The 25,931-nt window shown below is 31.5% G+C and carries 23 protein-coding genes; 10 read left to right on the forward strand and 13 right to left on the reverse strand.

The window, feature by feature from the left end; translation table 11 throughout:
* The first annotated feature begins 27 nt into the window (after positions 1-27).
* The gene (gene argE / locus ABXT72_RS05270; RefSeq protein WP_415277916.1) at positions 28-1,218 is read left to right on the forward strand and encodes an acetylornithine deacetylase; all 1,191 of its coding nucleotides are present in this window, start codon (positions 28-30) and stop codon (positions 1,216-1,218) included.
* On the opposite strand, the gene ABXT72_RS05275 is transcribed toward argE, so the two are convergent.
* Positions 1,215-2,651: an aldehyde dehydrogenase family protein gene (locus ABXT72_RS05275; protein ID WP_415277917.1), complete on the reverse strand. Its 1,437-nt coding sequence runs from the start codon at positions 2,649-2,651 to the stop codon at positions 1,215-1,217. The two genes, argE and ABXT72_RS05275, sit on opposite strands and share 4 nt — an antisense overlap.
* Positions 2,652-2,671: 20 nt before the next feature.
* Positions 2,672-3,631 carry an agmatinase gene (gene speB / locus ABXT72_RS05280; protein ID WP_415277918.1) on the reverse strand — a complete coding sequence of 320 codons (960 nt, stop codon included), beginning with the start codon at positions 3,629-3,631 and terminating at the stop codon, positions 2,672-2,674.
* Positions 3,632-3,688: 57 nt separating this feature from the next.
* Between speB and ABXT72_RS05285 the strand changes: the two genes are divergently transcribed.
* From ABXT72_RS05285 to ABXT72_RS05295, 3 genes are all read left to right on the forward strand, one after another.
* Complete coding sequence (locus ABXT72_RS05285; RefSeq protein WP_415277919.1) at positions 3,689-4,426, forward strand: putative zinc-binding metallopeptidase; 738 nt, start codon at positions 3,689-3,691, stop codon at positions 4,424-4,426.
* Positions 4,426-5,073 (forward strand): peptidylprolyl isomerase, encoded by a 648-nt coding sequence (locus ABXT72_RS05290; protein WP_415277920.1) that lies wholly within the window; start codon positions 4,426-4,428, stop codon positions 5,071-5,073. The genes ABXT72_RS05285 and ABXT72_RS05290 overlap by 1 nt, the downstream gene beginning before the upstream one ends.
* 133 nt (positions 5,074-5,206) lie before the next feature.
* On the forward strand, positions 5,207-6,361 hold the full coding sequence (locus ABXT72_RS05295; protein ID WP_415277921.1) for a primosomal protein: 1,155 nt from the start codon (positions 5,207-5,209) through the stop codon (positions 6,359-6,361).
* Positions 6,362-6,383: 22 nt separating this feature from the next.
* Here ABXT72_RS05295 and ABXT72_RS05300 read toward each other — a convergent pair whose 3' ends face one another.
* The 7 genes from ABXT72_RS05300 to ABXT72_RS05330 all read right to left on the reverse strand — a co-directional run bounded on the left by ABXT72_RS05300 (position 6,384) and on the right by ABXT72_RS05330 (position 15,150).
* Positions 6,384-8,606 carry a 3-hydroxyacyl-CoA dehydrogenase NAD-binding domain-containing protein gene (locus ABXT72_RS05300; protein ID WP_415277922.1) on the reverse strand — a complete coding sequence of 741 codons (2,223 nt, stop codon included), beginning with the start codon at positions 8,604-8,606 and terminating at the stop codon, positions 6,384-6,386.
* A gap of 55 nt (positions 8,607-8,661) precedes the next feature.
* Positions 8,662-9,516, reverse strand: coding sequence for an ABC transporter permease (locus ABXT72_RS05305; RefSeq protein ID WP_415277923.1), 855 nt, complete (start codon positions 9,514-9,516; stop codon positions 8,662-8,664).
* Positions 9,517-9,519: 3 nt separating this feature from the next.
* Positions 9,520-10,767 (reverse strand): ABC transporter permease, encoded by a 1,248-nt coding sequence (locus ABXT72_RS05310; protein WP_415277924.1) that lies wholly within the window; start codon positions 10,765-10,767, stop codon positions 9,520-9,522.
* An 84-nt stretch (positions 10,768-10,851) separates the two neighbouring features.
* Positions 10,852-11,973 carry an extracellular solute-binding protein gene (locus ABXT72_RS05315; protein ID WP_415277925.1) on the reverse strand — a complete coding sequence of 374 codons (1,122 nt, stop codon included), beginning with the start codon at positions 11,971-11,973 and terminating at the stop codon, positions 10,852-10,854.
* 124 nt (positions 11,974-12,097) lie between these two features.
* Entirely contained in the window at positions 12,098-13,186 is a 1,089-nt protein-coding gene (locus ABXT72_RS05320; RefSeq protein ID WP_415277926.1) for an ABC transporter ATP-binding protein, read from the reverse strand.
* 60 nt (positions 13,187-13,246) lie between these two features.
* Positions 13,247-14,413 (reverse strand): M24 family metallopeptidase, encoded by a 1,167-nt coding sequence (locus ABXT72_RS05325; protein ID WP_415277927.1) that lies wholly within the window; start codon positions 14,411-14,413, stop codon positions 13,247-13,249.
* Between the two features lie 5 nt (positions 14,414-14,418).
* Positions 14,419-15,150, reverse strand: coding sequence for a racemase (locus tag ABXT72_RS05330; RefSeq protein ID WP_415277928.1), 732 nt, complete (start codon positions 15,148-15,150; stop codon positions 14,419-14,421).
* A 159-nt stretch (positions 15,151-15,309) separates the two neighbouring features.
* Here ABXT72_RS05330 and ABXT72_RS05335 point away from each other — a divergent pair, with 159 nt between their 5' ends.
* The 6 genes from ABXT72_RS05335 (at position 15,310) to ABXT72_RS05360 (ending at position 21,494) form a co-directional block, all read left to right on the forward strand.
* Positions 15,310-16,476 carry an LLM class flavin-dependent oxidoreductase gene (locus ABXT72_RS05335; protein ID WP_415277929.1) on the forward strand — a complete coding sequence of 389 codons (1,167 nt, stop codon included), beginning with the start codon at positions 15,310-15,312 and terminating at the stop codon, positions 16,474-16,476.
* Complete coding sequence (locus ABXT72_RS05340; protein WP_415277930.1) at positions 16,476-17,063, forward strand: amino acid synthesis family protein; 588 nt, start codon at positions 16,476-16,478, stop codon at positions 17,061-17,063. Before ABXT72_RS05335 ends, ABXT72_RS05340 begins: the two co-directional genes overlap by 1 nt.
* 4 nt (positions 17,064-17,067) lie before the next feature.
* The gene (locus ABXT72_RS05345; RefSeq protein ID WP_415277931.1) at positions 17,068-17,850 is read left to right on the forward strand and encodes an alpha/beta fold hydrolase; all 783 of its coding nucleotides are present in this window, start codon (positions 17,068-17,070) and stop codon (positions 17,848-17,850) included.
* Positions 17,851-19,332, forward strand: a complete 1,482-nt coding sequence (locus ABXT72_RS05350; protein WP_415277932.1) for an aldehyde dehydrogenase — start codon at positions 17,851-17,853, stop codon at positions 19,330-19,332.
* Positions 19,310-20,194, forward strand: a complete 885-nt coding sequence (locus ABXT72_RS05355; RefSeq protein ID WP_415277933.1) for a DMT family transporter — start codon at positions 19,310-19,312, stop codon at positions 20,192-20,194. Before ABXT72_RS05350 ends, ABXT72_RS05355 begins: the two co-directional genes overlap by 23 nt.
* A 73-nt stretch (positions 20,195-20,267) precedes the next feature.
* Positions 20,268-21,494 (forward strand): ABC transporter substrate-binding protein, encoded by a 1,227-nt coding sequence (locus ABXT72_RS05360; protein ID WP_415277934.1) that lies wholly within the window; start codon positions 20,268-20,270, stop codon positions 21,492-21,494.
* Positions 21,495-21,550: 56 nt separating this feature from the next.
* On the opposite strand, the gene ABXT72_RS05365 is transcribed toward ABXT72_RS05360, so the two are convergent.
* The 4 genes from ABXT72_RS05365 to ABXT72_RS05380 all read right to left on the reverse strand — a co-directional run bounded on the left by ABXT72_RS05365 (position 21,551) and on the right by ABXT72_RS05380 (position 25,930).
* Positions 21,551-22,312, reverse strand: a complete 762-nt coding sequence (locus ABXT72_RS05365; RefSeq protein WP_415277935.1) for a sulfite exporter TauE/SafE family protein — start codon at positions 22,310-22,312, stop codon at positions 21,551-21,553.
* A 1-nt stretch (position 22,313) separates the two neighbouring features.
* The gene (locus ABXT72_RS05370; protein WP_415277936.1) at positions 22,314-23,477 is read right to left on the reverse strand and encodes an MFS transporter; all 1,164 of its coding nucleotides are present in this window, start codon (positions 23,475-23,477) and stop codon (positions 22,314-22,316) included.
* 75 nt (positions 23,478-23,552) lie between these two features.
* Positions 23,553-24,884: a branched-chain amino acid ABC transporter permease gene (locus ABXT72_RS05375; RefSeq protein ID WP_415279168.1), complete on the reverse strand. Its 1,332-nt coding sequence runs from the start codon at positions 24,882-24,884 to the stop codon at positions 23,553-23,555.
* A 35-nt stretch (positions 24,885-24,919) separates the two neighbouring features.
* Positions 24,920-25,930, reverse strand: coding sequence for a branched-chain amino acid ABC transporter permease (locus tag ABXT72_RS05380; protein ID WP_415277937.1), 1,011 nt, complete (start codon positions 25,928-25,930; stop codon positions 24,920-24,922).
* Position 25,931: the final 1 nt, after the last annotated feature.

The following is a 25,931-nucleotide window of genomic DNA, read 5'->3' on the forward strand; positions in this document are numbered from 1 at the left end:
ATATTTAATATATAATAGATGTTATTTATGAGTACAGAAAATAGTTCAGATCAATTATTTAATAATTCAGTTAAAATTTTAACTGATTTAATTGCATTTAAAACAATATCTGGAGAAGATAACAGCTCTTTGATTAACTATTGTGATGAAATTTTAAAAAAACTGGGTGCAACTTCATTTAAAACTTTTGATGATGAAAAAAAAAGAGTTAATCTTTTTGCAACATTGAAAGCTAAAGAACCAAGTGACAAAAAACCAATAATTTTATCTGGTCATACGGATGTCGTTCCAGTATCTAAAGGATGGAGTACAGATCCATTTGTTGCAACAATAAAAAATAACAAACTCTTTGGAAGAGGTGCTTGTGATATGAAAGGTTTTATTGCTTGTACATTGGCATTTGCTCCAATTTATGCAGATGCTAATTTGGATAGAGATATTCATTTTTCTTATACCTTTGATGAAGAAACTGCTTGTATAGGAGCTCCAATTTTAATTGAAGAGTTAAAAAAAAGAGGAGTTAAAGATGGTATTTGTATTATAGGTGAACCAACAAATATGAAAATCATAGATGCTCATAAAGGCTGTTATGAATACACAACTTATTTTGAAGGATTAGCGGGTCATAGTTCTGCACCTCACAAGGGAGTTAGTGCTGTTGAATATGCTTCTAGATATGTAAATAAATTAATAAAATTAAGAGAAGAACTTAAAAAAAGAGCCCCTAAAGACTCAATTTTTGACCCTCCACACTCAACACTATCAATAGGTGGAATTTTTGGTGGTATAGCACACAATGTAATTGCAGATAAGTGTCATGTTAACTGGGAAACAAGACCGGTGGTTAAAGAAGATGGTGTATTTTTAAATTTAGAATTAGACAAATATGCTAATGAAATACTTTTACCCGATATGAAAAAAATATTTCCAAATTCTTCTATTAGAAAAAATATAATTGGTGAGGTTACAGGATTTGATAGAGATGAAACATCTAACGCTTGTGAATTAGTTTCAAGTCTTACTGGTGACAACACTAGAGAGGTAGTTTCTTTTGGGACAGAAGCTGGATTATTTCAAGAAATAGGAATAAGCACTGTTGTATGTGGTCCAGGTTCAATTGAACAAGCACATAAAATTGATGAATTCATAATTCTTGATGAACTAAAAAAATGTTTAAATCTACTTGAGGGAATTAAAGATAACTCTATTGTAAATTAGTCGTTCCAACCACTTACTACTTTAACTTCTAAATATTCTTCTAGACCCAATTTTCCAGCTTCACGGCCAATACCTGAGTGTTTGTATCCACCAAAAGGAGCGTCTGGAGCTAAACCAGCACCATTAATATCAACCATTCCTGATCTTAATTTTCTAGCAACACGATTAGCTTTTTCTTGATCTTGAGTTTGAATAAAATTTAACAATCCGTAAGGAGTATCGTTTGCAATTTCGATTGCTTCTTCCTCTGTTTCAAAAGGTATAATTGATAAAACTGGTCCAAATATTTCTGTTCTTGCAATTTGCATTTTGTTATTAACATCTGCAAATGCAGTAGGTTTAACAAAATAACCTTTGTCTAATCCTTCTGGTTTGCCTACTCCACCAGCAACTAATTTAGCACCCTCGTCAATACCAACTTGAATTAACGCTTGGATTTTATCAAATTGAGCTTTTGAAACAACAGGTCCAATATGATCACCTTCTTTTGTCGCAACATCAACCTTCATTAAGTTAGCAAAATTTTTTACTCTTTCAACAGTATCTGCATAAATTGATTTTTCAACCAACATTCTTGTTGGAGCATTACAAGATTGTCCCGAATTTCTAAAACATCTAAGAGCACCTCTTTCAACAGCTTCTGCATCTGCATCTTTGAATATAATGTTTGCTCCTTTTCCACCAAGTTCAAGGCTAACTCTTTTAAAATCACTTGCTGCATTTTGAGAGATTAAAGCACCTGCTCTAGTTGAACCCGTAAATGAAACCATGTTTACATCTGGGTGACTTGTTAATGCATTGCCAGTAACTGCACCATCTCCATTTACTAAATTGAATACACCTTTTGGTAATTTAATTTCGTCAATCATTTCTGCTAAAATTATCGATGATAATGGAGCTATTTCAGATGGCTTAAGCACCATTGTACAACCTGCAGCGATAGCTGGTATTACTTTTAAACAAGTTTGATTCATCGGCCAATTCCATGGAGTAATTAATGCACAAACTCCTTTTGGTTCATGTAGAATATTATTATTAAGAGCATGCTCTCCTAATTTAGCTTCAAACGTATATTCTTTTAAAACTTTTATATAAGATTTTATATGGCTAGCTCCAGTTCCAGCTTGTAATTGTGTTGAAAAATCAATTGGCGCTCCCATTTCAAGGGTTATAGCTTTAGCCATATCCACCCATCTTTTTTTATAAACAACATACAAAGCTTCTAAATATTGTAATCTTTCTTCTTTAGAAGAAAACGCCCATGTTTCAAAAGCTTTAGTAGCAGCGCTTACTGCATCATTTACATCTTCTATTCCACCTAAAGATATAACGGCACATTCTTCTTCAGTTGACGGGTCTGTTACGTTAAAATCATTTGGTTTATTTGGGGAAACCCATTCACCATTGATATAAAAATTTTTCTTATCTAGCATTTTGAGAAACTATCCTTTCTTTATGATTTTGCAAATAAATTTGTTAATTCATAAACAATTGTTGCTGCAGCTAATGAAGTAACTTCAGCATGATCATATGCTGGGGAGACTTCAACCACATCAGCAGAAACAAGATTTAAACCAGATAAACCTCTTAGAACATTAACCATCTCTCTTGTGGTCATACCAGCAATTTCAGGCGTACCTGTACCTGGAGCAAAAGCTGGATCTAAAACATCTATATCAATAGATAAATAAAGTGGATTGCTACCAACTCTTTTTCTAATTCTTTCAGCAATTTTATCTGTGCCTTGTGTTTGAAACTCATCACAGTGAATGATCTTAAAACCAAATTCTTCATCATTTTTGATATCATCTCTACTGTAAAGAGGACCTCTAATTCCAACATGCATTGAAGCATCATCTAAAAACAACCCCTCTTCTCTTGCTCTTCTAAAAGGAGTTCCGTGTGTATAAGGAGCACCAAAATATGTATCCCAAGTATCTAAATGTGCATCAAAATGCACTAAAGCAACTGGTCCATTACATTTTTTATTAATTGCTCTTAATAATGGTACAGCAATTGTATGGTCTCCACCTAGACTAATTATACCACCAACTTTATTCAACAAATCTGTTGCTCCAGCTTCAATCTGTTTTATCGATTCATCGATACTAAATGGATTACAAGTTATATCTCCAGCATCTGCAACTTGTTGCACCTTAAAAGGTTCAACATCATAACTTGGATGATAATTTGTTCTTAAATGTCTTGATGCCTGTCTAATACTCATTGGTCCAAATCTAGCTCCTGGTCTATAGCTAGTACCAGCATCAAATGGAATTCCCACAATTGCTACATCGCAACTTTCAACATCTCTTAATTCTGGTAATCTTGCAAATGTAGATGGTCCAGCAAATCTTGGGACTTTAGTTCCACTAACAGGTTGAATTGGGTTTTTATTTCTTTCTTTTTTCATTTATAAATAAAATGTACCACATTCTTTGATAATGGAATATCTTCTATCTTTATAATTATGAACTTAATAAGAGCTATTTTACTATTAATTATTTTTATTACCCCACTAAAAGCCAATACCATTTATAATCTCATCAAAATACCCAACTTAGAGATTTATGAAATAAATACTAAAAATAAGCTTAAATATTTTTATGCTGCCAGACCTTTTAGGTTAGGTACTCAAAAAAATATCGTTTGTTCAAATTCAAATAAGAAAGATTTAGGCAAAAAATATAAAATTATTCATAAAAATCTTAGTAGATATTCATACAATTATCTAAAGAGAATTAACCTCAAGTATATTGTTATGTGTGAAAATTTGTCAATTTCAGAATTATATACAGCTGGTATTCCAGATAATGTAATGAAAACATTAATATTGGATATTAAATTTAATGAAGATTACTTTGAAAGAGTGATTCATCATGAAGTTTTTCATGTAATGCATCTTCAACATAAAAGTATTTTTAACGAAGAAGAGTGGGTTAAATTTAATAATTCTAAATTTAAATATGCTGAATGCTCTACATGCACAAAGAATATATCCTTAGAAAAATATCAAGTAACTAATGGCTTTTTTACAGAATACTCTAAGTCCACAGCCTCAGAAGATATGGCAGAAGTTTATTCACACATGATCTACTTAAAGAAAAAAGAAATCAACCAAATTCGTAAATCAGATCCTATTTTAAATAATAAAATTTCATATATTGAAAATAAAATAATGCAAATAGATAATTCTTTTACTTTTTGATGATAAAAAAAATTAAAGCCTCTAAATCAGAAAAATTTATTTTTATTTTTTTAATTTTATTAGGTATCACAACTTTCTGCACATATTTTATAGTTAAAAATAAATGTTTATTTGTGAAAGATATTGATCCAAAAGATATTACATTTAAGAAACCAAATAATATTGCAATTTTAAATGCACCTTGTGGAAATGTAATTATAGAACTTTACCCAAATATTTCACCAAATGCCGTTCAAAGATTTATAGTTTTAATTAGATCCAATGCTTATAAAAATATTGCTTTTCATAGGGTAGTTGAAAATAAACTCATTCAGGCTGGTGACCTAGAGTTTGGAAAAAAAGGAAATTTAGATTATGGAAAAATTGGTACTGGAAAATCAGGTTTAGGTACAATTAAATCAGAAATCGATAGTAGCTTTAATTACACCAAAGGCAGTGTCGGGTTAGCCCGAACATTTAAGAACGATACAGAAGACAGTCAATTTTTTATAATTCTACAAGATGAACCATTATTTGAAGGTGAATATACACCTGTTGGTAAAGTTCTTTATGGTCTAGAAGTCTTAAAAAAAATAAAATATGAAAGACGCTCAGAGTATATATTGAGACCTGATTTCATTAATTCTTTTAAAATGCTGAATAAATAAAAGATAAAACCTCAAATTGAACCCATTTTAGTCACTAAAGTTTTTATATTTTTCAGATATTGGTAGCTTATTAAAATTTGCAGTAATATTTACAGTATTTTAATGAATTAAATTTTGATGAAATTAATTTGTTATGAAAACATTAAAAAAAGTTTTCAAAGAAAACTTAAGTTTAAGTAAAAAAAAAATAATCGACAATCCTCTAAAAATTCTTAAGAAAATTACATCCTTATCTTTAGCAGAAAAGTATAAGAACTTCAAAGAAAGAGCTAAACAAAAAGAACTACATAGAATCAAATTATTAAAAGAAGAAAAAATTAAAGAATTTAAAAAAGAAAAATTAGAACAAGAAAAACAAAAAAATGAAGAAATAAGATTAATTAAACAAAATGAATTAAATCTAATAAAGGAAGAAAAACAAAAAATAGAGAAACAAGAAAGATTAAAAATAAAAATTATAAAACAACAACAGCAAATTGAAAGAAAAACAATTAAACTTGAAGCTCAAAGAATTAAAGCTGCAGAGCAAAAACTAAGAGATGAGGAAGAAGAAAAAGCAAGACAAGATGATTTAAAATTAAAAGAAGAAAAACTAAGACTAGAATTTTTTGAAAAGCAAAGAATAAGACAAGAGCAACAAGAAGCCAAAATTGAAAACGATAAATTAATGGCTCTTGAGAGGCAGAATGCCCGTGAAGCTAAACAGAAAATAAAAGATGAGGAAGAAAGATTAAAGAATATTGAAATTGATAAACAAAAAAAAGATGAGCAAAGATTAAATGAAGAAGAACATAAATTAAATTATCAAACCCAAAAACTCCAAGAAATTGAACAAAATATAAAAAAAATTGAGGCTGAAAGATTAAGAGAAAAAGAAATAAAAATATTAAAAGAAGGTGATGAATTAAGAGAAAAAGAAAAACAACTTAGACTGAAAGAACAATTAGAAATAGAAGAACTTAAGGAATTGAGATTAAATGACCTCAATCAAAGAAAAATTCAGGAAGAATTACAATTAAAAGAAGAAGAGATAAGATTAGAAAATTTAAGAGAACAAAAAATAATTCAAGCCAAAATTCTCGAAGAAAAAAGGGTTAAAGATGAAGAAGAGAGAATAAAAGAATGGGAAAGGAAATTTGATAAGGAACAAATAGCAAAAGAAGAAGAATTGATTAAAAAATTTAATGACCAATTAATTAGAGAAAAAGCGGAAAGTGAAAAGATAATAGAATTTAAAAAAGAAGAAGTAATAGAAGAAAAAAAGAGGAAATATTTGAAAATGAGTTAAAAAAAGAAGAAAACGAAAGATATTAGTTAATTAAAGGTTTTCCTGTTGTAAGTGTGTGTTTAATTCTGTCTTGAGTTTCTTTTGTTTCGATTAATCTCATAAATGCATCTAGTTCTAATTTAAATAAATCATCTTCCGATAAAATTTTATCAATAGTTGTGTCACCACCACTTAAAACATGGGCCAATTCTTTTGCAACAGTCACTCCATGATCACGAATTATTTTTTCATTATAAAGCTTTTCTACAATTTTATTCATTTCTATTAAAACTTCTTTTCCAGGTAGTTTAAATTCTGTTTCTGATGGAGCTTTAAACTCTTTATTTTCATTTAAGATTTTTTTTGAAACTTCTAGTAAACTATTTCTATTCATTATTTTTTTGTCCTCAGTTTTTAAATATTTTAATGGTTCTGCCTCAACTGGTGAAGTTGCAGTTTTTCCATAACCAATAATATCAAACACTTTAAGAGGTGCATAATGAGAATCTTTTTTAGCTTCATCTGTATCAAGCCATCTTGCTAACATCTCCTTACATCCCCCACCAGCTGGTATTAATCCAACTATTGTTTCCACCAATCCAACTACAATATTTGTGTGTGAGGCTACAAAGTTACTTTGAACCATAACTTCAAATCCACCACCAAGTGTTAATCCTGATGGTGCAGAAACAACTGGATGATTAGAATACTTGAGATGTTTGCAAGTTTCTTGAAAATATCTAATAAATTTTTCTATGGATTGAAAATCATTCTTATTTGCAAAATCCATCGTATAACTCAAATTTACTCCAGCAGAAAATTGCATACTTTCATTTATTATAATCAACGGTTTATCTGTAGCCTTTTTCAAAGCATCCATTGAATCGTAATCGAGAGCATTTGCTTTAGTAGTAAACTCGACAATATTATAATCATTAAATCTATATATCTGAGCTGAGCTATTTCCGTCCAAACTTAATGCTTTCTTTTTAGCTTTTCCAAATGTTTCAATGTCAGTATATTTTTGTCTAGATCCATAAAAATTTTGATTATTGTTTTGAGATAAATTTTCTAAAAAAGTATTTCCTTTAATGTCATCAATCTTACCAAAAAAGGTTTTTACTCCAATTTCTTCCAACATTTCAAATGGACCTTTAGTCCAGTTAAAACCTAATCTCATTGCTTCATCAATATCATTAAAATCTTTTGTAATTGATGGAACTAAAGACGAAGCATATTTAACAATCTTAGAAATAACAGACCAAGCATACTCACCATACTTATCTTCTCTTGAGATTAATTTTTTAAGATCTAATTTATCTGATTTAATACTAATCTTTTTACTTGTTGAATACTCTCCAGTTTCAAGATTAATTGCTTCCATAACTTTAACTTCACCAGTTTTATTAACCCTATAAAACCCACCCTTGCCTTTTCGGCCAGTATACCCAGTTTCAATTAACGTCTTTACTAAAGGAATTTCTTTTGCAACTATTTGAAAAGGATCATTTTGTCCTAATTCTTTAATAAAACTTTTTAAAACATCAGCCATCAAATCAATACCAATTAAGTCATAAAGGCCAAACACGCCTGTTTTTGGTATGCCCATTGGTCTTCCAAAAATTGCATCAGCTTCTTCTATGCTCAGTTTCATTTTAAAAGCTTCAGTCATTGCGACTTGCATTGCAAAAACACCTATTCTATTTCCTAAAAAACCTGGAGTGTCATTACAAATAATTGCACCTTTTCCAAGTTCTGTTTCACAAAAATTTTTCAAAGAGTTTATTTTATCTAGATCATTATTCTCATTTTTAACTATCTCTAATAACCCCATGTATCTAACTGGATTAAAAAAGTGTGTAATGCAGAAATCTTTTTTTTCTTCTTCTGATAAATGTTCGGATAAGACTTTAATAGGTATAGATGAAGTGTTTGAGGATACTATTGCACCTTTTTTTCTCTCCTTAAATATTTTTTTATAAATATCATGCTTGATATCTATTCTTTCAACAACAGCTTCTACTACCCAGTCAGCTTCTTTTACTTCGCCAAAATTATCTAAAATATTTCCTACTTTAATGTTATTTATTTTGGACTTATCTAATAAAAGTGGAGGTCTTGATTTGTGAATTTTATCTCGTGCTTGCTCGCTTATTTCAGTTTTTAAATCTAACAAAGTTACTGGAATATTTGCATTACATAAATGTGCTGCAATTCCACTACCCATAGTACCTGAACCAATAACTACTACTTTTTTAATTTCCATAAAATTTTAAATTGAACGGATGTTTATAATAAAAAAAATGAACTTAGTAAATAAATTATCTATTAATTCCTCTTAGTCTTTCAGATCTTCTTCTTAAAAGTTCTGCGCTAACTAGAATTAATGTAGACATTATGATTAAGCATGTTGCTACTGCCATGATTGTTGGGCTTAACTGCTCTCTTAGGCCAACCCACATTTGAATTGGAATAGTAGTGTTTTCTAGTCCTGCTAAGAATAATACAACTACCACTTCATCAAATGAAGTTACAAATGCAAATAGTGCTCCAGAAATAACACCTGGTAAAATTAATGGTAATGTTATTTTCATAAAAGTATTTACTGGATTACTTCCCAAACTTGCAGCAGCTCTTGTAACACTATGATCAAAACCCGTTAATGTTGCTGTTACTGTAATAACTACAAATGGTGTTCCTAAAATAATATGTGCTAAAATTATTCCTGTATGTGTTGCAGCTAAACCTACTTTTGCCATGAAGAAAAATATTGCTGTTCCAGAGATAATTAGTGGGACAATCATTGGTGATATTAATAAAGCCATGAATGCTGCTTTGTAAGGCATATGCCTACTACTCAAACCTAATGCTGCAACAGTTCCAAGAATTGTTGAACCAATAGTTGCAAAGAAAGCTATGATAATACTATTTTTTGCAGCAAGTCCCCATGGGTTTTTAGTTCCATAAATCATGTCCTCATACCATCTTAAAGAAAAACCATCTGGATCAAGTGCTAACATTTTTGCTGAAAAGTGAATGTATTGCTCAGCATTAAATGAAAGAGGTAAAATTATAAACAATGGTGCAATTAAAAAGAAAAATACCAACCCACAGATAGTTAAATAAGTGTAGTGCCAAATTCTATAATTCCATGATGTATAATTTGGTAATGACATAATTTATCCTAATTTAATATTATCTATCCCTACTAATTTATTATAAATCCAGTAAATAGTTAAGACACCGACCAACAGCATTGTGCCTAATGCAGCTGCAAATGACCAATCTAAAGAACTTTTCATATGATAAGCAATCGTATTACTAATTAAGGATCCACTTGCTCCTCCAACTAATGCAGGAGTTATATAATAACCTATTGCTAAAATAAAAACTAACAAGGATCCAGCACCAATTCCAGGAACTGTTAATGGAAAATATATTTTTCTAAATGCTACAAATGGTGTTCCACCTAAAGATTTTCCAGCTCTCATTAAGCTTGGAGATATTGTTTTCATTACACTGTAAAGTGGTAATACCATAAAAGGTAGTAAGATTTGAGTCATTGCAACAAAGGTTCCAATTACATTGTACATTAACTCAGGCCTATTATCGTTTGCTGCAAGTCCAAGCCATACAATTAAATCATTAATTGGGCCTTGTTGCTGAAGTAAAACCATCCAACTTGAGGTTCTAACTAGAAGTGATGTCCAGAATGGAAGTAGCACACATATCATTAGTAAATTACTATATTTCATAGGCAATGTAGCTAATAAGTATGAAATTGGATAAGCAAGTATGAAACAAAATATAGTTACCCAAAAAGCAACTTTGAGAGTTCTTAACCATAGTATCTTATGAATTCTTCTATCTTCATCTTGTTGAATTATTTTTCCATCTTGATTAAACTTTAGATCCACACCTTTTAGATATTTAGCATAAGTCCAATTTGGTGCAGCATTCTTTAAAGCAACCAAATATTCAGGTTGGCCCCATCTCTTGTGAACACTTATAAACTGTTCTTTATAATTACCTTCTTCAAATTTTCCAAGTTTTCTAACTGTTTTTTTAATTAAGCTACTAAATCCACCTTTTTCATAATTCAGTCTTGCTATAATCTTACCGTAAGTTTTAGTCTTTTTTAAATATGCTAAATCTTCATAAAGTGCTGCATATACTGGTTCATCAGGTAAATCTTTACCATCCCATTTTTCAATCGCTGTAAAGGTATTTGGCAGCATTTTAGTAATCATACGATCATCGACACTTCTAAATAACATGTCGCCTATTGGAAATACGTATGTGATTATAAGAAATAAAAATAATGGAGCTACAAGCATCACTGCTTTTAACTTATTTTTTCTTTCAGCTTTCTTTAAGCTGACCTCTAGAGGTAAACCGTCTGATGATAATATTTCTTCTGTACTCATATTTTAAAATTCTTAAAAAAAAAGGGCGGTTATTTAGTAACCGCCCTAATATTTTATAATAAAAACTTAATCTATAAAACTAAATTATAGTCCAGCTTTCATTGCTTCCCATTTCTCATTGATTTCATCTTGGTTATCTGCCCAGAAATCAGGATTCATTAGGATATATTTTTTTGTATTAGCAGGTGCTGTAGGCATGTGTTGTACCATGCTTGTTTTACCATCTTTATACCATGGCTCTCCAGCATCTATAATAGCGATTGAAGACTTTCTCCAAGGAGCGTAAGCAATATACTTAGCACTTCCAGCTAAACCTTCAGTACTTGTCATTTCTCTAAGTACTTTCATAGCTTCACCGTTAGCATCGTTAGGTCCACCTTTAACCATTGCAAAGTATTCATAGTCAAGAATTTGTCCATCCCATACTTGTACAAGAGGAGTTCCTTCCATTTGCGCGTTAAAGAATCTACCATTCCAACCAGTTGCCATTACTACTTCACCGTTAGCAAGTAATTCAGGCGGTTGAGCTCCAGCATTCCAGAATACACATCCACCGTTTGGATCAGTACAAAGGTCTGTAATCATTTTCATTGCTCTGTCAATTCCACCATCAGCTTCAAGTTTTCTGTAAGTTAAGTCAGAACCTTTACCAGGGTTTACACCGTCTGCAGTGATAGCAATTTCTAAGTTAGACATTGCACCTTTGTAAATTGATCTTTTTCCAGGAAACTTCTTAGTGTCAAAAAAGTCTTTTAGTGTAGTAGGTTTTTTGTCACCAATTGTTGCGTCATTGTAAGCATAGTTCCAAGAGTACAAGATGTTTCCAACTGCACATTTAGAAGGCATGCCAGTGAAGAAATCTTCACTTGCAGGAGTTCCATCTGGAGCAGGTGCGAAGTCTTTATCAAAATCGAATTCAACAAAAATTCCTTCGTCACAACCAATGATAGTATCTTTTGCGTATACATCAATGATGTCCCAAGTGATTTTTCCAGCTTCTTTTTGAGCTTTAATCTCTGATAATCCACCTGTGTAATCTACCCAGTTTACAGCTATACCTAATTTAGCAGCCGTAGGATCACCGTACCCTAGTTTTTGACTTTCAGTGTAAGCACCACCCCAAGACACTACAGTAACTGCAATTGCCGAAGTCGTGATAGAAAGTACAAAAGATAGAGCAAGTAATAATTTACTTAGTTTTTTCATTTTCTCTCCTATTTAACGTTAACGTTTTTTATTTTATAAAGTGAAAGTAAAACAATATAGGTACGTTTAGTCAACAGCCAATTATGTCTAATTTGCCTTTATTTATTTAGGAAATTTTTAAAGCTTATTTTGGATCTAAAGCTCTACAGTCAACACTGTTCCAGCCTATATTAAGTACATTACCTTTTTTAAGGTCTAGTCTTGCAGTACTATTTGGTACTTTAAGGATAAAATCTTTGTTTCCAAGTAAATCAACTCTAAGTCTTGTGTGATCACCATGATAAATTATTTCTTCAATTTTACCTTTATGATTATTATCCATTTTATCTGTAGGATCTATAATTGCTCTTTCAGGTCTTAGTGAAACTTTAGTTTTGTCTCCTTTTGCTTTTACAGCAACTGGATTTGCTAAAATTTCTGTGCCATCTTCTAATTTTACTTTGCATTTATCACCTGAAATATCTGCAACCTGACCTAAAAATTTATTATTTTCTCCAATAAATTCAGCAACAAAAGAATTAACTGGTTTCTCATATAATTCATCTGGGCTTGATAACTGTTGAACCTTACCATCATTAAAAACTGCAATACGGTTTGACATTGTTAACGCTTCAGTTTGATCGTGTGTTACATAAACTACTGTTACACCAATACTTTCGTGAATATGTTTAATTTCATATTGCATACTCTCTCTTAAATTCTTATCTAATGCTCCAAGTGGCTCATCCATAAGTACTACCTGTGGATCAAAAACTAAAGATCTAGCCACAGCAACACGCTGTTGTTGTCCACCTGATAATTGCATAGGCATTCTTGCTTCAAAACCATGAAGCGATACCATTGATAAGGCTTTATCAATTTTTTTATCAGCTTCATCTTTTGGAATATTTCTAACTCTTAATGGAAAAGCTAAGTTTTCATAAACAGTCATGTGTGGAAATAAAGCATAGTTTTGGAATACCATTCCAATTCCTCTTTTGTGAGGTGGAATGTTTGAAATTACCTTACCATCTAGATAAATTTCTCCATGAGTTGGAGTTTCAAAACCAGCAAGCATCATTAAACAAGTTGTTTTACCAGAACCTGAGGGTCCCAACATAGTTACAAACTCACCTTCTTCAATATCTAGATTCAATCCTTTAACAACTAATATTTTGCCATCATAGCTTTTGTCTACATTGTCAAATTTTACAAATTCTATATTTTTTGCCATATTTTTTCCAAGGGATTTAAAACATTTGTTAGCTTGTTTATCAAGTTTTTTTTATTTCAATTACTTAATATGCAGGTCTTTTGAAAAATTACAAAATAACTCACACCCTTTATCAGTTATTCGTATTGCTTCTGATGCTTCAACGCCCCACCCTCCAAATTGCATTACAGCAATCATATGAAAAGTAACATTTGGTTCTAAAATGGTCATATCACCTTTTGATATATTAAGAGTATGTTCGCCCCAATCAGGTGGGTAACCAATTCCTATTGAATAACCAGTTCTTGAGGTTTTTTCTATTCCATATTTATCTAGAATTTTCCAAAAAGCTTGAGCGACATCATCTGCTGTTTGTCCAGGTTTTGCAGCATCTATTCCAGCTTGAAGAGCCTCATTTGTTTTATTCATAGTATCAATTTTCATTTGATCAGGTTTTCCAAGTAAAACTGTTCTTGCCATTGGGCAATGGTACCTTTGATATACCCCTGAAAGTTCAATAATTGTAGCCTCACCCTCCACAAACTTATCTTGTGTTGCTGTTAAATGTGATGCTGAAGTACCTTTTCCTGTTGGAAGTAGCGTTGCAATACTTGAATACTCACCTCCAAATTCTGGAGTTCCATAAAATAATGCTTTTTGAATTTCACCTACGGCATCGCATTGTCTGACACCAGGATTTATAACATCAATTGCTGTTTGCATTCCTTTTTGAGAAATTATTGCTGCAGATTTCATAAGTTCTATCTCTGCATTAGATTTGACAACACGAGCCCAATTAACCAATCTTTCAGAATCTTTTAACTTAACATTTGGCAGCCCTTCTTTCATTTTTTCATAACAATAAGCTGTAAGATAATGACTATCCATTTCTAAACCTATTGTAAGTTTATCCCATTTTCTCTCTTTTATAATTTCTACTAAATTATCATAAGGGTGCACTGGCCAAGTATGAATATATTTTTCATCATAAACTAAAATATTTTCATTTTTTAAATAAGTTTTTATATAAGCTCCACCTGAGTCTTGTTTTCTAACCCAGCATAATGGTTCATCAGCATTCACATGTACAATTACAGCTTGAGCATAATAAAATGACCAAGCATCATAGCCAGTTAAATAGTTCATATTGGCTGTATCACTAGAGATTAATAGTTCTATGCCTTTTTTTTGCATTGAGCTTTGAACTTTTTTTAATCTTGCTTTGTATTCCTCTTTGCTAAAATTCATATACTTTAACTATTAAATAATTTTCCAAAACCGTCAATCTTTTCTTTATAATTAATCTCATTAAGAGAATCCCAAATTAAAGTTTGATTACTTGATAGAACAACTTTTTTTAATTTTTCTTCTAGCTTGTTAATTATAGATAGTACTGGTAAAGCCGTACACGAAACAAATAACGCCTCACTATCTGCAAGATCTATTTTTGACAAGACATTAAATAAATGATCCTCATCAACCTTTCCAATATCTAAATCAGAATCAATATCAAAATAAGTTAAAGAATTAATACTAATGTTTTCTTTTTCAAAGTAATTAACTACAGAATCATTTATTGTTTTTGTATAAGGTGTAAAAATAGATATCTTATTAATGCCTAATTTATTTAATGCTTTAATAGCTGCAGTTATTGGTGTTGTTACCTTTGCTTCTGGTTTAGCTAAATTTACTTTTTTTTTTATCACATCATATCCAGCTGCAACTGTTCCAGACGTGCAGCCATATGCTACGCAATCTATTTTTTGATCTGGCAAAATATCTTTTGTCACATCAGTAATGTCATCTGACATTTTGGCTAACGTTTCATTGGTTAGAGGATTATAACAATGAATTCTATTTACATAGAGATCAATGTCTCTTCCATAGATCACATTATTAAAATCCTTTTCAATTCTAAAATCGCTACCTAGCGTTATAAGACCGATTTTTGAAATGTATTTTGGCTCAACCTTGTTTAATTTCATAAATTACCTGTAATATTTTGATTAAATATATATTGAATAAGGAGTTCTAGAGTTTAGTAAAAGCGTACATAACTCGTCGTTACTTAAGGTTTAAACGGTACTAAAGAATACGAAAGTGGGATCAGTCGTCTTTAAATTTAATTATTTAAGGAGGTTTGAGTGAAATTTGGATATTTTTGTAACACTACTAATTGGAATCATAAACCATACAATCAGCTATTAAATGAGACCCAAGAAATCACTACTTACTGTGATGAAAATAATTGGGACTCTATTTGGTATACAGAACACCACTTCAATCACGAAGGCATGGAATCTTGTACCAACCCATTAATGATGGGAGCTGATGCTGCCGCCAGAACAAAACAAATTAGAATAGGTCAAGCTTGCAATGTAATTACGTTTCATAATCCTATCCGTCTAGCTGAAGATATAGCTTTGCTAGATCAATTGTCTGGAGGGAGAGTTGATGTTGGTATTGGAAGAGGAATTTATGGAAGAGAAGCCATCAATATGAACAAAGAGGCTGACCTAAAAGATCAAGCTAAAAATTTTAGGTTGTTTGACGAGACTTTAACAATAATGAAAAAGGCTTGGACAGAAGAATTTTTTAGTCACAAGGGTGAATTTTATACCTATCCATCACCAAATTTTACTTGGCAACATGACATGAGTCCTCCTAGTGAAAAGTTTTTAGATATAAAAACAAATGAAATAAAAAAAATAAGCGTTGTACCAAAACCAAGACAAGAGCCACATCCGCCAATATGGCAAGTTGTTGACGGTGCACGTTCAATTGAATGGGCAGCACAGAGTGGCTTAAATACAATAATGTGGATACCTACTGTTAAAGCTTTAAAAAAAAGATTTGAAATTTATAAAGATGCAAAATCTAAAGCAGAAAATAGAGATGTTCCACTAGGTGAAGGTGTATCTTTGGTTAGAGACATGTTTATTGCTGAAACCATGGAAGAAGCAGAAAAAATGGCTGGTGAACATATTATCAATTATATGAAGTGGGTATGTCACTGGAGAGGATTAGGTAATCATATGGATCCAGAAGAAGAACTGCCAGAAACAAAACATAAATTGGACTTACTTAATTATGATTTTTTACATAAAAGAAATTTATTATTTGGAACACCAGAGTATGTTGTTAATAAAATAAATGAATTAAAATCAGAGTTAAACTTACAAAATCTCCAGGTTTGGTCTAATTTTCCTGGAATAGATCATGAGGCTTGCATGAAAAGTATAAAGCTGTTTAATGATGAAGTTATACCAAAGATTAATTTAGATAATTCAAATATAGAGAAAGCAAGTTAATGAAACTAGAACTTAGAAAGTTTACAAAATTTGTAGACAAGACTTTTATTGAAGGTGGTAAAGAAGCTAAGGAGCCTGTTCTACTTGTTTCTGTCGCAGCTGTTTTTAAAAATCCATGGAGTGGAAAAGGTTTTGTCGATGATCTTAAACCAATCATTTTAGATTTAGCACCGAAGTTAGGTGATATTTTAGTTCCTGAGTTAATAAAAGAAATTGGCTCACCTGAAAAAATTTTAGCATATGGAAAAGCTGGTACAGTCGGGCTTGACGGTGAAATTGAGCATGCATCAGCATTTATTCACACTTTAAGATTTGGAAATAAATTTAGAGACGCTGTTAGTGGAACATCTTATTTAAGTTTTACCAATACCAGAGGTCCTGCTGGATCAAAAATTTCCATTCCAATGATGCATAAAACAGATTCTGGTCTAAGGCCTTATTATTTGACCCATGAGTTTACTATACATGACGCTCCTTTTAATGATGAAATCGTTATTGCTATCGGTGGAGCCTCGAGTGGTAGAGCTCATGCACGAACAGGAGATCGTTATCAAGATATGAAAGAAATGGGACTAGCCCCTAAGTAATTGGATGTCTCAAAATTTTGACTCAAATCAAAATTATTATTCATTTATTGATAATAATACAGATCCATTAGTGTTCATTCATGGTGTTGGTCTAGATCATAGAATGTGGGAGCCTCAAATTAAATCTCTAAATAATCATTCAATAATTGCTTATGATTTGTTAGGTCATGGAAGAACTCCATATAGTAAAGAGGAAGTTACTTTGAATGATTTTTCAAACCAATTAGATGATTTATTACAATTTTTAAAAATAGATAAGATTAATCTAATTGGATTCTCTCTAGGTTCATTAGTTGCATTAGACTTTGCTTCAAAATTTCAGGATAAATTAAAAACCTTAACATTGCTTGGAACTACATATGGAAGAACTATGGAACAAAGAAGTTTAGTCATAGAAAGGTTTGAGCAAGCTAAGTTAAATAAACCTATTTCAAAACAAGCACTAAAAAGATGGTTCACAGATCAATACTTAAAAGACCATCCAGAAATTTATGATCAATTTATAAAGATCTTAACAAAAAGAGATGAAGATCATGTAAATTTTTTAAAAGCCTATAAACTATTTACTTATCATCAAGACGATATCAATATGATTAAAAATATAAAAACTAAAACTCTGGTAATGACAGGATCAGATGACTTAGGTTCAACAGTTGAGATGTCAAAATTCTTATCTAATGATTTAATAAATTCAAGTTTTATTGAGATAAATAATGGCAAACATCTTTGTAGTATAGAGTGCGCGGATGATGTAAATATAAGACTTAAAAATTTTATTAGTAATTAAATGACTCAAATACAAAAATTTAAAATGTATATTAATGGAGAATGGGTTAACTCATCTTCAGGTAAAGAGATTAAAACATTAAACCCTGAAACTAATGAAGTATGGGCAACTGTACCAGAGGCAAATGAGGAAGATGTTAATAAAGCAGTACAAGCAGCACAAAAAGCTTTTGATGGCTCTTGGTCCAAGCTGCACCCCAAAGAAAGAGCTAAATTTTTAAGAAATCTTGGTGATCAACTTAGAAAAAATGCAGAACATCTTGGTAAGATAGAAACGATTGATACTGGAAAGCTTTATAAAGAAATAAAGTCTCAAGCCGTTTATATAGCTGAATATTATGATTACTATGCAGGCCTTGCAGATAAAGTTGAGGGTACAGTTGTTCCCATTGATAAACCAGATATGCAAGTTACTACAACAAGAATGCCTATTGGTGTAATAGCTGCAATAATTCCTTGGAACTCTCAGATGCTTTTGACTGCAGTAAAATTAGCACCCGCTCTAGCAATGGGTAATACAGTTGTAATAAAAGCTTCAGAACTTGCACCTGTTACCTTGTTAGAGTTTGCAAAATTGGTTGAAAAATCAGGTATGCCTAAGGGTGTAGTAAATGTAATTACAGGGCTAGGTGATCCGTGTGGAAAAGCTTTAACCACTCATGATTTGGTGGAAAAAATTGCCTTCACAGGAGGACCTGAAACCGCCAGACATATAGTCAGAAATTCTGCAGAAAATTTATCACAAGTAAGCTTGGAATTGGGTGGGAAAAGTCCCGTAGTTCTTTTTAATGATGCAGATCAAGAAAATGCATTGAATGGAATAACAGCTGGTATTTTCGCTGCAAGTGGACAAAGCTGCATTGCAGGCTCAAGGTTATATATTCAATCAAAAATTTATGATGAATTTTTAAATAAATTAATAGCAAAAGCTGAAAAGATAAAATTAGGTGCTCCAATGGATCCTGATACTCAAATGGGTCCTTTAAATAGTTTTAAACAGTTAGAGAATATTGAAAAAATTATAAAGGCTACAATAGAACAAGGTGGAAAGCTAAGGTGTGGAGGGAAAAGATCTAATATTTCAAATAAAGGATATTACTTTCCAGCAACAATAATTGAATGCAAAAACCACAACTTGCCTAGTGCTGAAAATGAATTATTTGGACCAGTTTTATCTGTGATGAAGTTTGAAACTGAAAAGGAAGCAATTAATCAAATGAATGATAACCAGTATGGCTTATCTTCTGGAATATATACCTCTAACTTGGGCAAAGCCATGAGAGTTTCCAAGGCAGTAAGAGCAGGAATTGTTTTTGTAAATACTTATAGGTTAATTTCTCCTTCAGCTCCCTTTGGTGGTATTAAAGATAGTGGCTATGGTAAAGAGGCTGGAATTGAATCTATAAAAGAATATACAAGAATTAAAACTACTTGGTTTAATTCATCAGATAAACCAATGGGTGATCCATTCACGATGGGTTAATTGTTTGACTACAAAACATTATTTTTTAGTTTTATTTATTATGCTTATTTTTGGAAGTTCATATCCAGTAAACAAGCTTGCTTTAAATACATCCTTACCTCCCATGTTAGCAGGATCCTTAAGAATGTTTATACTTTTTATTTTTCTTATTCCATTTTGTAAATTTAAAATCCCAGATAAAAAATATTTTTTTCCTTTAATAGGTTTTTCATTAACTATGGGCTTTGGAGTTATATTTTTTTTAAATTTATCATTAGGTAAAGCAACTTTAGTTGCTCCTATTATTATTGGAGCTCAACTAGCAATACCCTTTGCTATTCTTGTAAGCTCAATTTTTCTTGGTGAAAAAGTTAGTACAAAACAGTGTATACTAATACTTATTTCTTTTTTTGGAATTTTTCTAATTGGTTATGACCCAAATTTAAAAGGAGAAATTTATGCACTTTTTTTATGTGGTATTTCTGCTTTTTTTTATGGGATTGCAAATGTGTTATCAAGGTACATCAAAGAAGTTGATGTAAAGTTTTCAAATATGATCATGGGACTTACAGGCTTTATTACCATCTTAATATTTTCAATTTTTACTGAAGGAAATACAATTAATCATTTAAAAGATATTGATATAAACACGTGGTTTCTTTTGCTTCATAATGGAGTAACTGTCTCCGTTATTGCTCATACTTCTTTATTTTATCTCTATAAATTTTATTCAGTTAATAAAGTTATGCCTTTCTATTCTCTATTTCCAATATTTGGTTTAATTCTAACTTTCTTAATTTTTGGAGAAATTCCAACGATATTAAGTACTATTGGTGGGGCTATTGTGATTATTTCAGTCTATCAGCTTCAAAAAATTAGATAATTCTCCTATTGAAAATAACCTCAAATAAGCTTTAATTTGCTTTTTATAAATTGTTAACAATCAAAGAGGAATTATGACAAAAAACAAAGTATTAATAATTGCTGCTATTATAATTATAATAGGTGCATTGGTTTATTCTTCACAAAGCCCTAAAGTAGCAAAAAAGGGTGCTGGTGGAGAAATTAAAATGGGTATTATTTTAGGATTTACTGGTCCTATTGAATCTCTAACACCAGCTATGGCTGCATCTGCAGAGCTTGCTTTTAAAGAAGCTTCTGAATCGGGTTCACTTTTAGGTGGAGCAAATATTTCAGTAATAAGAGCAGACTCAACTTGTGTTGATTCAGCAGCAGCAACAGCAGCAGCGGAAGGTGTTATTGCACAAGGTGTTGCAGCAATTATGGGTGCTGACTGTTCAGGTGTAACTGGTGCTATTGCATCTAATGTTGCTGTACCAAATGGTGTAGTAATGATTTCACCTTCAGCAACTTCGCCAGGACTTACAACTTTAGATGATAAGGGTTTCTTTTTTAGAACAGCTCCCTCTGATGCTAGAGGTGGTCAGATTTTAGCTGATATTACTAAAGACAGAAGAATCAAAAGTGTAGCAATTACTTACACTAACAATGACTATGGAAAAGGTTTGGCTGATGTTTATAAAGCATCTGTTGAAGCTCATGGTATCGAAGTAACAACTATGTCTGCACACGAAGATGGGAAAGCAGACTACTCATCTGAAGTAGCTACTTTAGCTTCAGCAGGTGGTGATGCAGTAGCAGTAATTGGTTACCTAGACCAAGGTGGAAAAGGAATTATTCAAGGTTCTTTAGACTCTGGTGCATTTGATACATTTATCTTATCTGATGGTATGATCGGTGACTCATTAACTGATGCTTTTGGAGAAGATCTAAATAAATCTTTTGGTTCATTACCCGGATCTATGAATGAAAAAACAGCAGGTACTTTTGCATCTGTTGCCAAGGCAGCTGATATCGACTCGTCTGGACCTTATACTGGCGAATCTTATGATGCAGCAGCTTTAATCGTTCTTGCGATGCAAGCAGGTGGATCAGCTGACAGAGCTTCTATTGCTAAGAATGTAATGGATGTTGCTAACGGTCCTGGAACTAAGATTTATCCAGGTGAACTTAAAAAAGGGTTAGATTTATTAGCTGATGGTAAAAAAGTTGACTATGAAGGTGCAACTGGAGTTACTTTTACTAACGTTGGTGAAGCTGAAGGTTCTTTCTTAGAGAAAGAAATCAAAGATGGGAAATTTAAAAATGCTAAACAAAGATAATTAATATCTTAATTTTAAAACCCCTAGCAGTGAAAATTGCTGGGGGTTTTTTTTATCTAAAAATTGCTGATAATCCTAAAAAACCCAAATATTGAGATGAATATAAGAAAGTAAAAAACAACTTTTCTATATGTCTCCTCTTTACTTTTAATAAAAAATTTATCACCAATATAAACACCTATTGGTAAAATAATAATCAATGGAATGGTCCTATAAATAGTTGTGGCATCTACAATTCCAGCAAAAAAACTAAGAGCAAAAGCATAAATATCTGTTAAGAAAAATAATGCTGCTAATGAACCTCTGATTATCGCAGGTTGAATACTTGTAACTAATAAGAATAGTGCAACTGGCATTCCTCCTAAAGTAGTTAATCCATTTAATGTTCCAGAAATTATTCCTGTAAAGAATTTTCCATAATTGTTATTAATCTTTTGATTTATGTAGCCTCTCATTAATAAAAATGAAAAAAATATGATTAGTACACAGACAGATAGATGTGTGACGTCAGGGGTTAAATATTTCAATAGATAAATACCAACAGGAGAGCCAATAATTATTCCAAATAATATTTTTACAACAAAATTCCAATCTATTTTGTTCCATATATATGGAACCATAAAAATACTAATAATGACCTCAAGTATTAGAATAATTGGAACTATTTCTATCGCGGGAAGAATAAAAGAAAAACCTGAGATGCATGTTGCTGAAAAGCCAAAGCCATTAAATCCTCTTATAATAGATGCAACAAATACGGTAAATATTACAAAATAAATTTCGACTAAGCTGAGTTGAAAATAAGCTAGTAAATCCATCTTACTTTCTCTCTTTAAAATCAGCTCTTATTGTTGACAAAATAATTAAAATTAAAAATATTATACAAACTAAATTCATTGTTTTCCAACTTGTTAAGGTTAAGAAAACTCCTGCAGATAAACTTGCAGTTGCTTGAATTGAATAAACTATTAGATCATTAAATCCTTGTGCCTTAAATTTTTCGTTTTCCCTATAAGATAAAACTAATAAACTTGTTCCAGATATAAATAAAAAGTTCCAACCAAATCCTAAAAATATTAATGCAATTAAGTAATTAGTGAAATTTTGGTGAAAGAAACTAGTTAAAATTGTTATTAAAAATAAAAAAACACCAGCATACATTATTTTACTATGTCCAAATTTTCTAATCAAATTACCTGTAACCAGTGAAGGTAAAAACATTGCTGCGATATGAAGCTGAATTACAAGTCCTGTTTTAGTTAAGCTTATTTTTTCCATTACATGCATGCTTATTGGTGTAGCTGTCATTAAAAATGACATTACTGCATATGCAAACGCAGAAGCTACTAAAGCCTGTAAAAATCTTGGTTGAGAAATTAACTCTAGATAGCTACGTGAAGTTTTTTTATTAATACGATTTGGTTTATGTCCGTCTTTATAAAATAATAAGAAAATTATTGAGGTGAGTGTTAAAGCTGCAAGTGCGATGTAAGAACCGGCATACAAATGTTCAGCAATAATATCTTTTGTTATATTAGCAACATTTGGTCCTATAAAAGCTGAACCTATTCCTGCTAGTAATATTATTGAAATAGCTTTTGGTGCCATATCTTTTTTTACAGTTTCAACAGCTGCAAAACGATATTGATGACTAAACGCTACTCCTGCTCCAAGTAAAAAACATGCAAAATTAAACAATATAAAACTTTCAATAATTATAGAATAAGCAGCAAGTAATGATGACAATGAACTAATGATTGACGCAAATATAAAGCCTGCTCTTCGACCAATTATACTCATGACCTTTGCTGCAAAAATTGCAAATATTGCTATACCTACAATTGATAAGGCCATCGGAAGAGTTGCTAAAGATTTTACTGGACTAAACTGAGATCCAATTATTCCACTTAAAAAAACTGTTACCGGTGCTGCTGTAAAAGCAAAAATCTGACTTAAAATTAGTAGCCATAAATTTTTATTCATTAAAAAAAATATTTATCACCGATGTACATAGCCCATGCTACTGCAGCCCCGAGTATAATATATTTCATAATAAATTTATTTTATTTCGATTTTCTCAGGAAGTATACCTTTAGGTCGATACCTCATGATCAGTAAAAGACCCATACCCATCATTAAATATCTAAAGTATGGAACACTTTCAATTAAATGGATTTTGAATGAATGTGTGTCTGCTAAACGTGCAGTAAATAGATTAATTAAGAATAATGCAATTGGTGCTGCCTCAATCCATAGAAACCAGACTGCAAAACCACCTAAAATTGCTCCAAAATTATTTCCACTTCCTCCGACGATAACCATAACCCAGATTAAAAAAGTATACCTCATAGGCTGGTAACTACCTGGTGTAAATAAACCATCTTGCGTAACTAACATGGCACCTGCTATTCCAACAATAGCTGAACCTAAAATAAAAATTAATAAGTGCTGTTTGACAACATTTTTTCCCATTGCATTAGCAGCTTCTTCATTATCTCTTATCGCACGCATCATTCTTCCCCATGGAGAGTAAAGGGCTTTTTGAGTAACTATTAATAAAGCTATAACAACAATTAAAAATAAACCTGAATAACAAAGTTTTACAAAAACTGATGATCCCTCAATTACTAATTGATTAAGAGCTGCCTGTTTATCATTAATACTTGAGATTAAATCTAATTTTCCAGAATTAAATTTTGCAACTAGATTTATAAACCATTCTTTAGTTTGGAGTTCAATTTCATAAGGTACTGGTCGATCCAGTCCAATTACATTCTTAACTCCCCTTGTTAACCAATCTTCATGTTTAATGATGGCTATAACTATTTCTGATATTAATAATGTAGCAATAGCTAAGTAATCTGCCCGCAAACCTAACGCAACTTTTCCAACTACAAAAGCTAGACCTCCCGCAAAAAAAGCACCAACAATCCAAGAAAACATAATTGGTAACCCTAATCCACCAAGAAATCCTGTTGTTGCTGGATTAACACTTTCAATAGCTTCAATACTTGGCTCTGATGTTATTCTTATAATGACAATTCCAGCAATAATAATTGCTGCAATACCATAAGTTCTAATTTTTGATTTTTCAAAATATTTTAATACAAAACGAATTGCAAATATCATCACTACTATTAACCATAAACACATTAGAATATTAAAACCACCTGCAACCCATGCTTCTTGTACGGGTTCAGCTGATATTAGAACTGCAGCCAATCCACCTAATGCTGCATAACCCATGAGACCAAAATTAATTAAACCTGCATATCCCCATTGAATATTTGCACCCATAGTCATCACTGCAGAAATCAAACACATATTAAAAATTGATAGAGCAACATTCCATGATTGAAATATTCCAACTAAGATAATTAAACCCATCATTATTGTGTAGGCTGTAATTACGTTTAAGTACTTTCTCACAATACCTTCCCTTTAAATATTCCATTTGGTCTATAAAGCAAAACAATCACCAATATAGAAAATGATACAGCAAATTTATAATCAGTAGATAATAATTGCACTAATGTTTCTGGTTCCATACTTGCTGGTAAAATATACATAAAGAATTTTTTATAAGCATAGGTCAAGAATATTTCTGAAAAAGCTATGACATACCCTCCTAAAAATGCTCCAAACGGGTTTCCAATGCCTCCAACAATTGCAGCAGCAAAAATTGGCAGCATGTTATTAAAATAAGTAAATGGCTTAAAGCTTTTGTCCAAACCATACAAAGCTCCACCAATTGTTGCCAAAATACCCGCAATAATCCATGTAATCATGACTACTCTTTTGGGGTCAATTCCAGATAATAAAGCTAGGTCTTCGTTGTCTGAGTAAGCACGCATACTTTTTCCTGTTTTAGTCTTATTTAAGAACCAAAATAGAATTGAAACCAATACAATTGTTACAAATATAGTTATTACCTGACTAGATTTAATAGCCAAACCCTCATTAAGTCCTGTCATCTCTTTGAATTCTCTAGCTTTAATAATAAATCTTTCTCCATCAAAAAACCTTCTGTCAGATGGCCCAATTATTATTCTAACTACAGCTTGTGTTACAAACATTACACCAATACTAACCATTGCAAGTTGAACTGGTGGGCTTTTTTGAACTCTATAATATCTAAAAACAAATTTATCAACTAAGAGCATGTACCCAATTGTTAAAACAATTGCAAAAGGGATGGCAAGTAATGCTGTAGGTAAAACCCCTAAAGAAATTCCAAGTGATTGGAAATACCAAGTAAACAATATTGTAACCATTGTACCAAAAGCCATCATGTCTCCAGTTGCAAAGTTTGCAAACCGTAGAATTCCATAAATTAAAGTTACAAATATTGCACCTAGTGCTAGTTGCGAGCCATACGTAAGAGCTGGCATAAAAATGTAATTTAATAGTAATATAATTGCGTTTAAAAAATCCATA

This window comes from Candidatus Pelagibacter sp. Uisw_094 (assembly GCF_047729535.1).
GTDB lineage: Bacteria > Pseudomonadota > Alphaproteobacteria > Pelagibacterales > Pelagibacteraceae > Pelagibacter.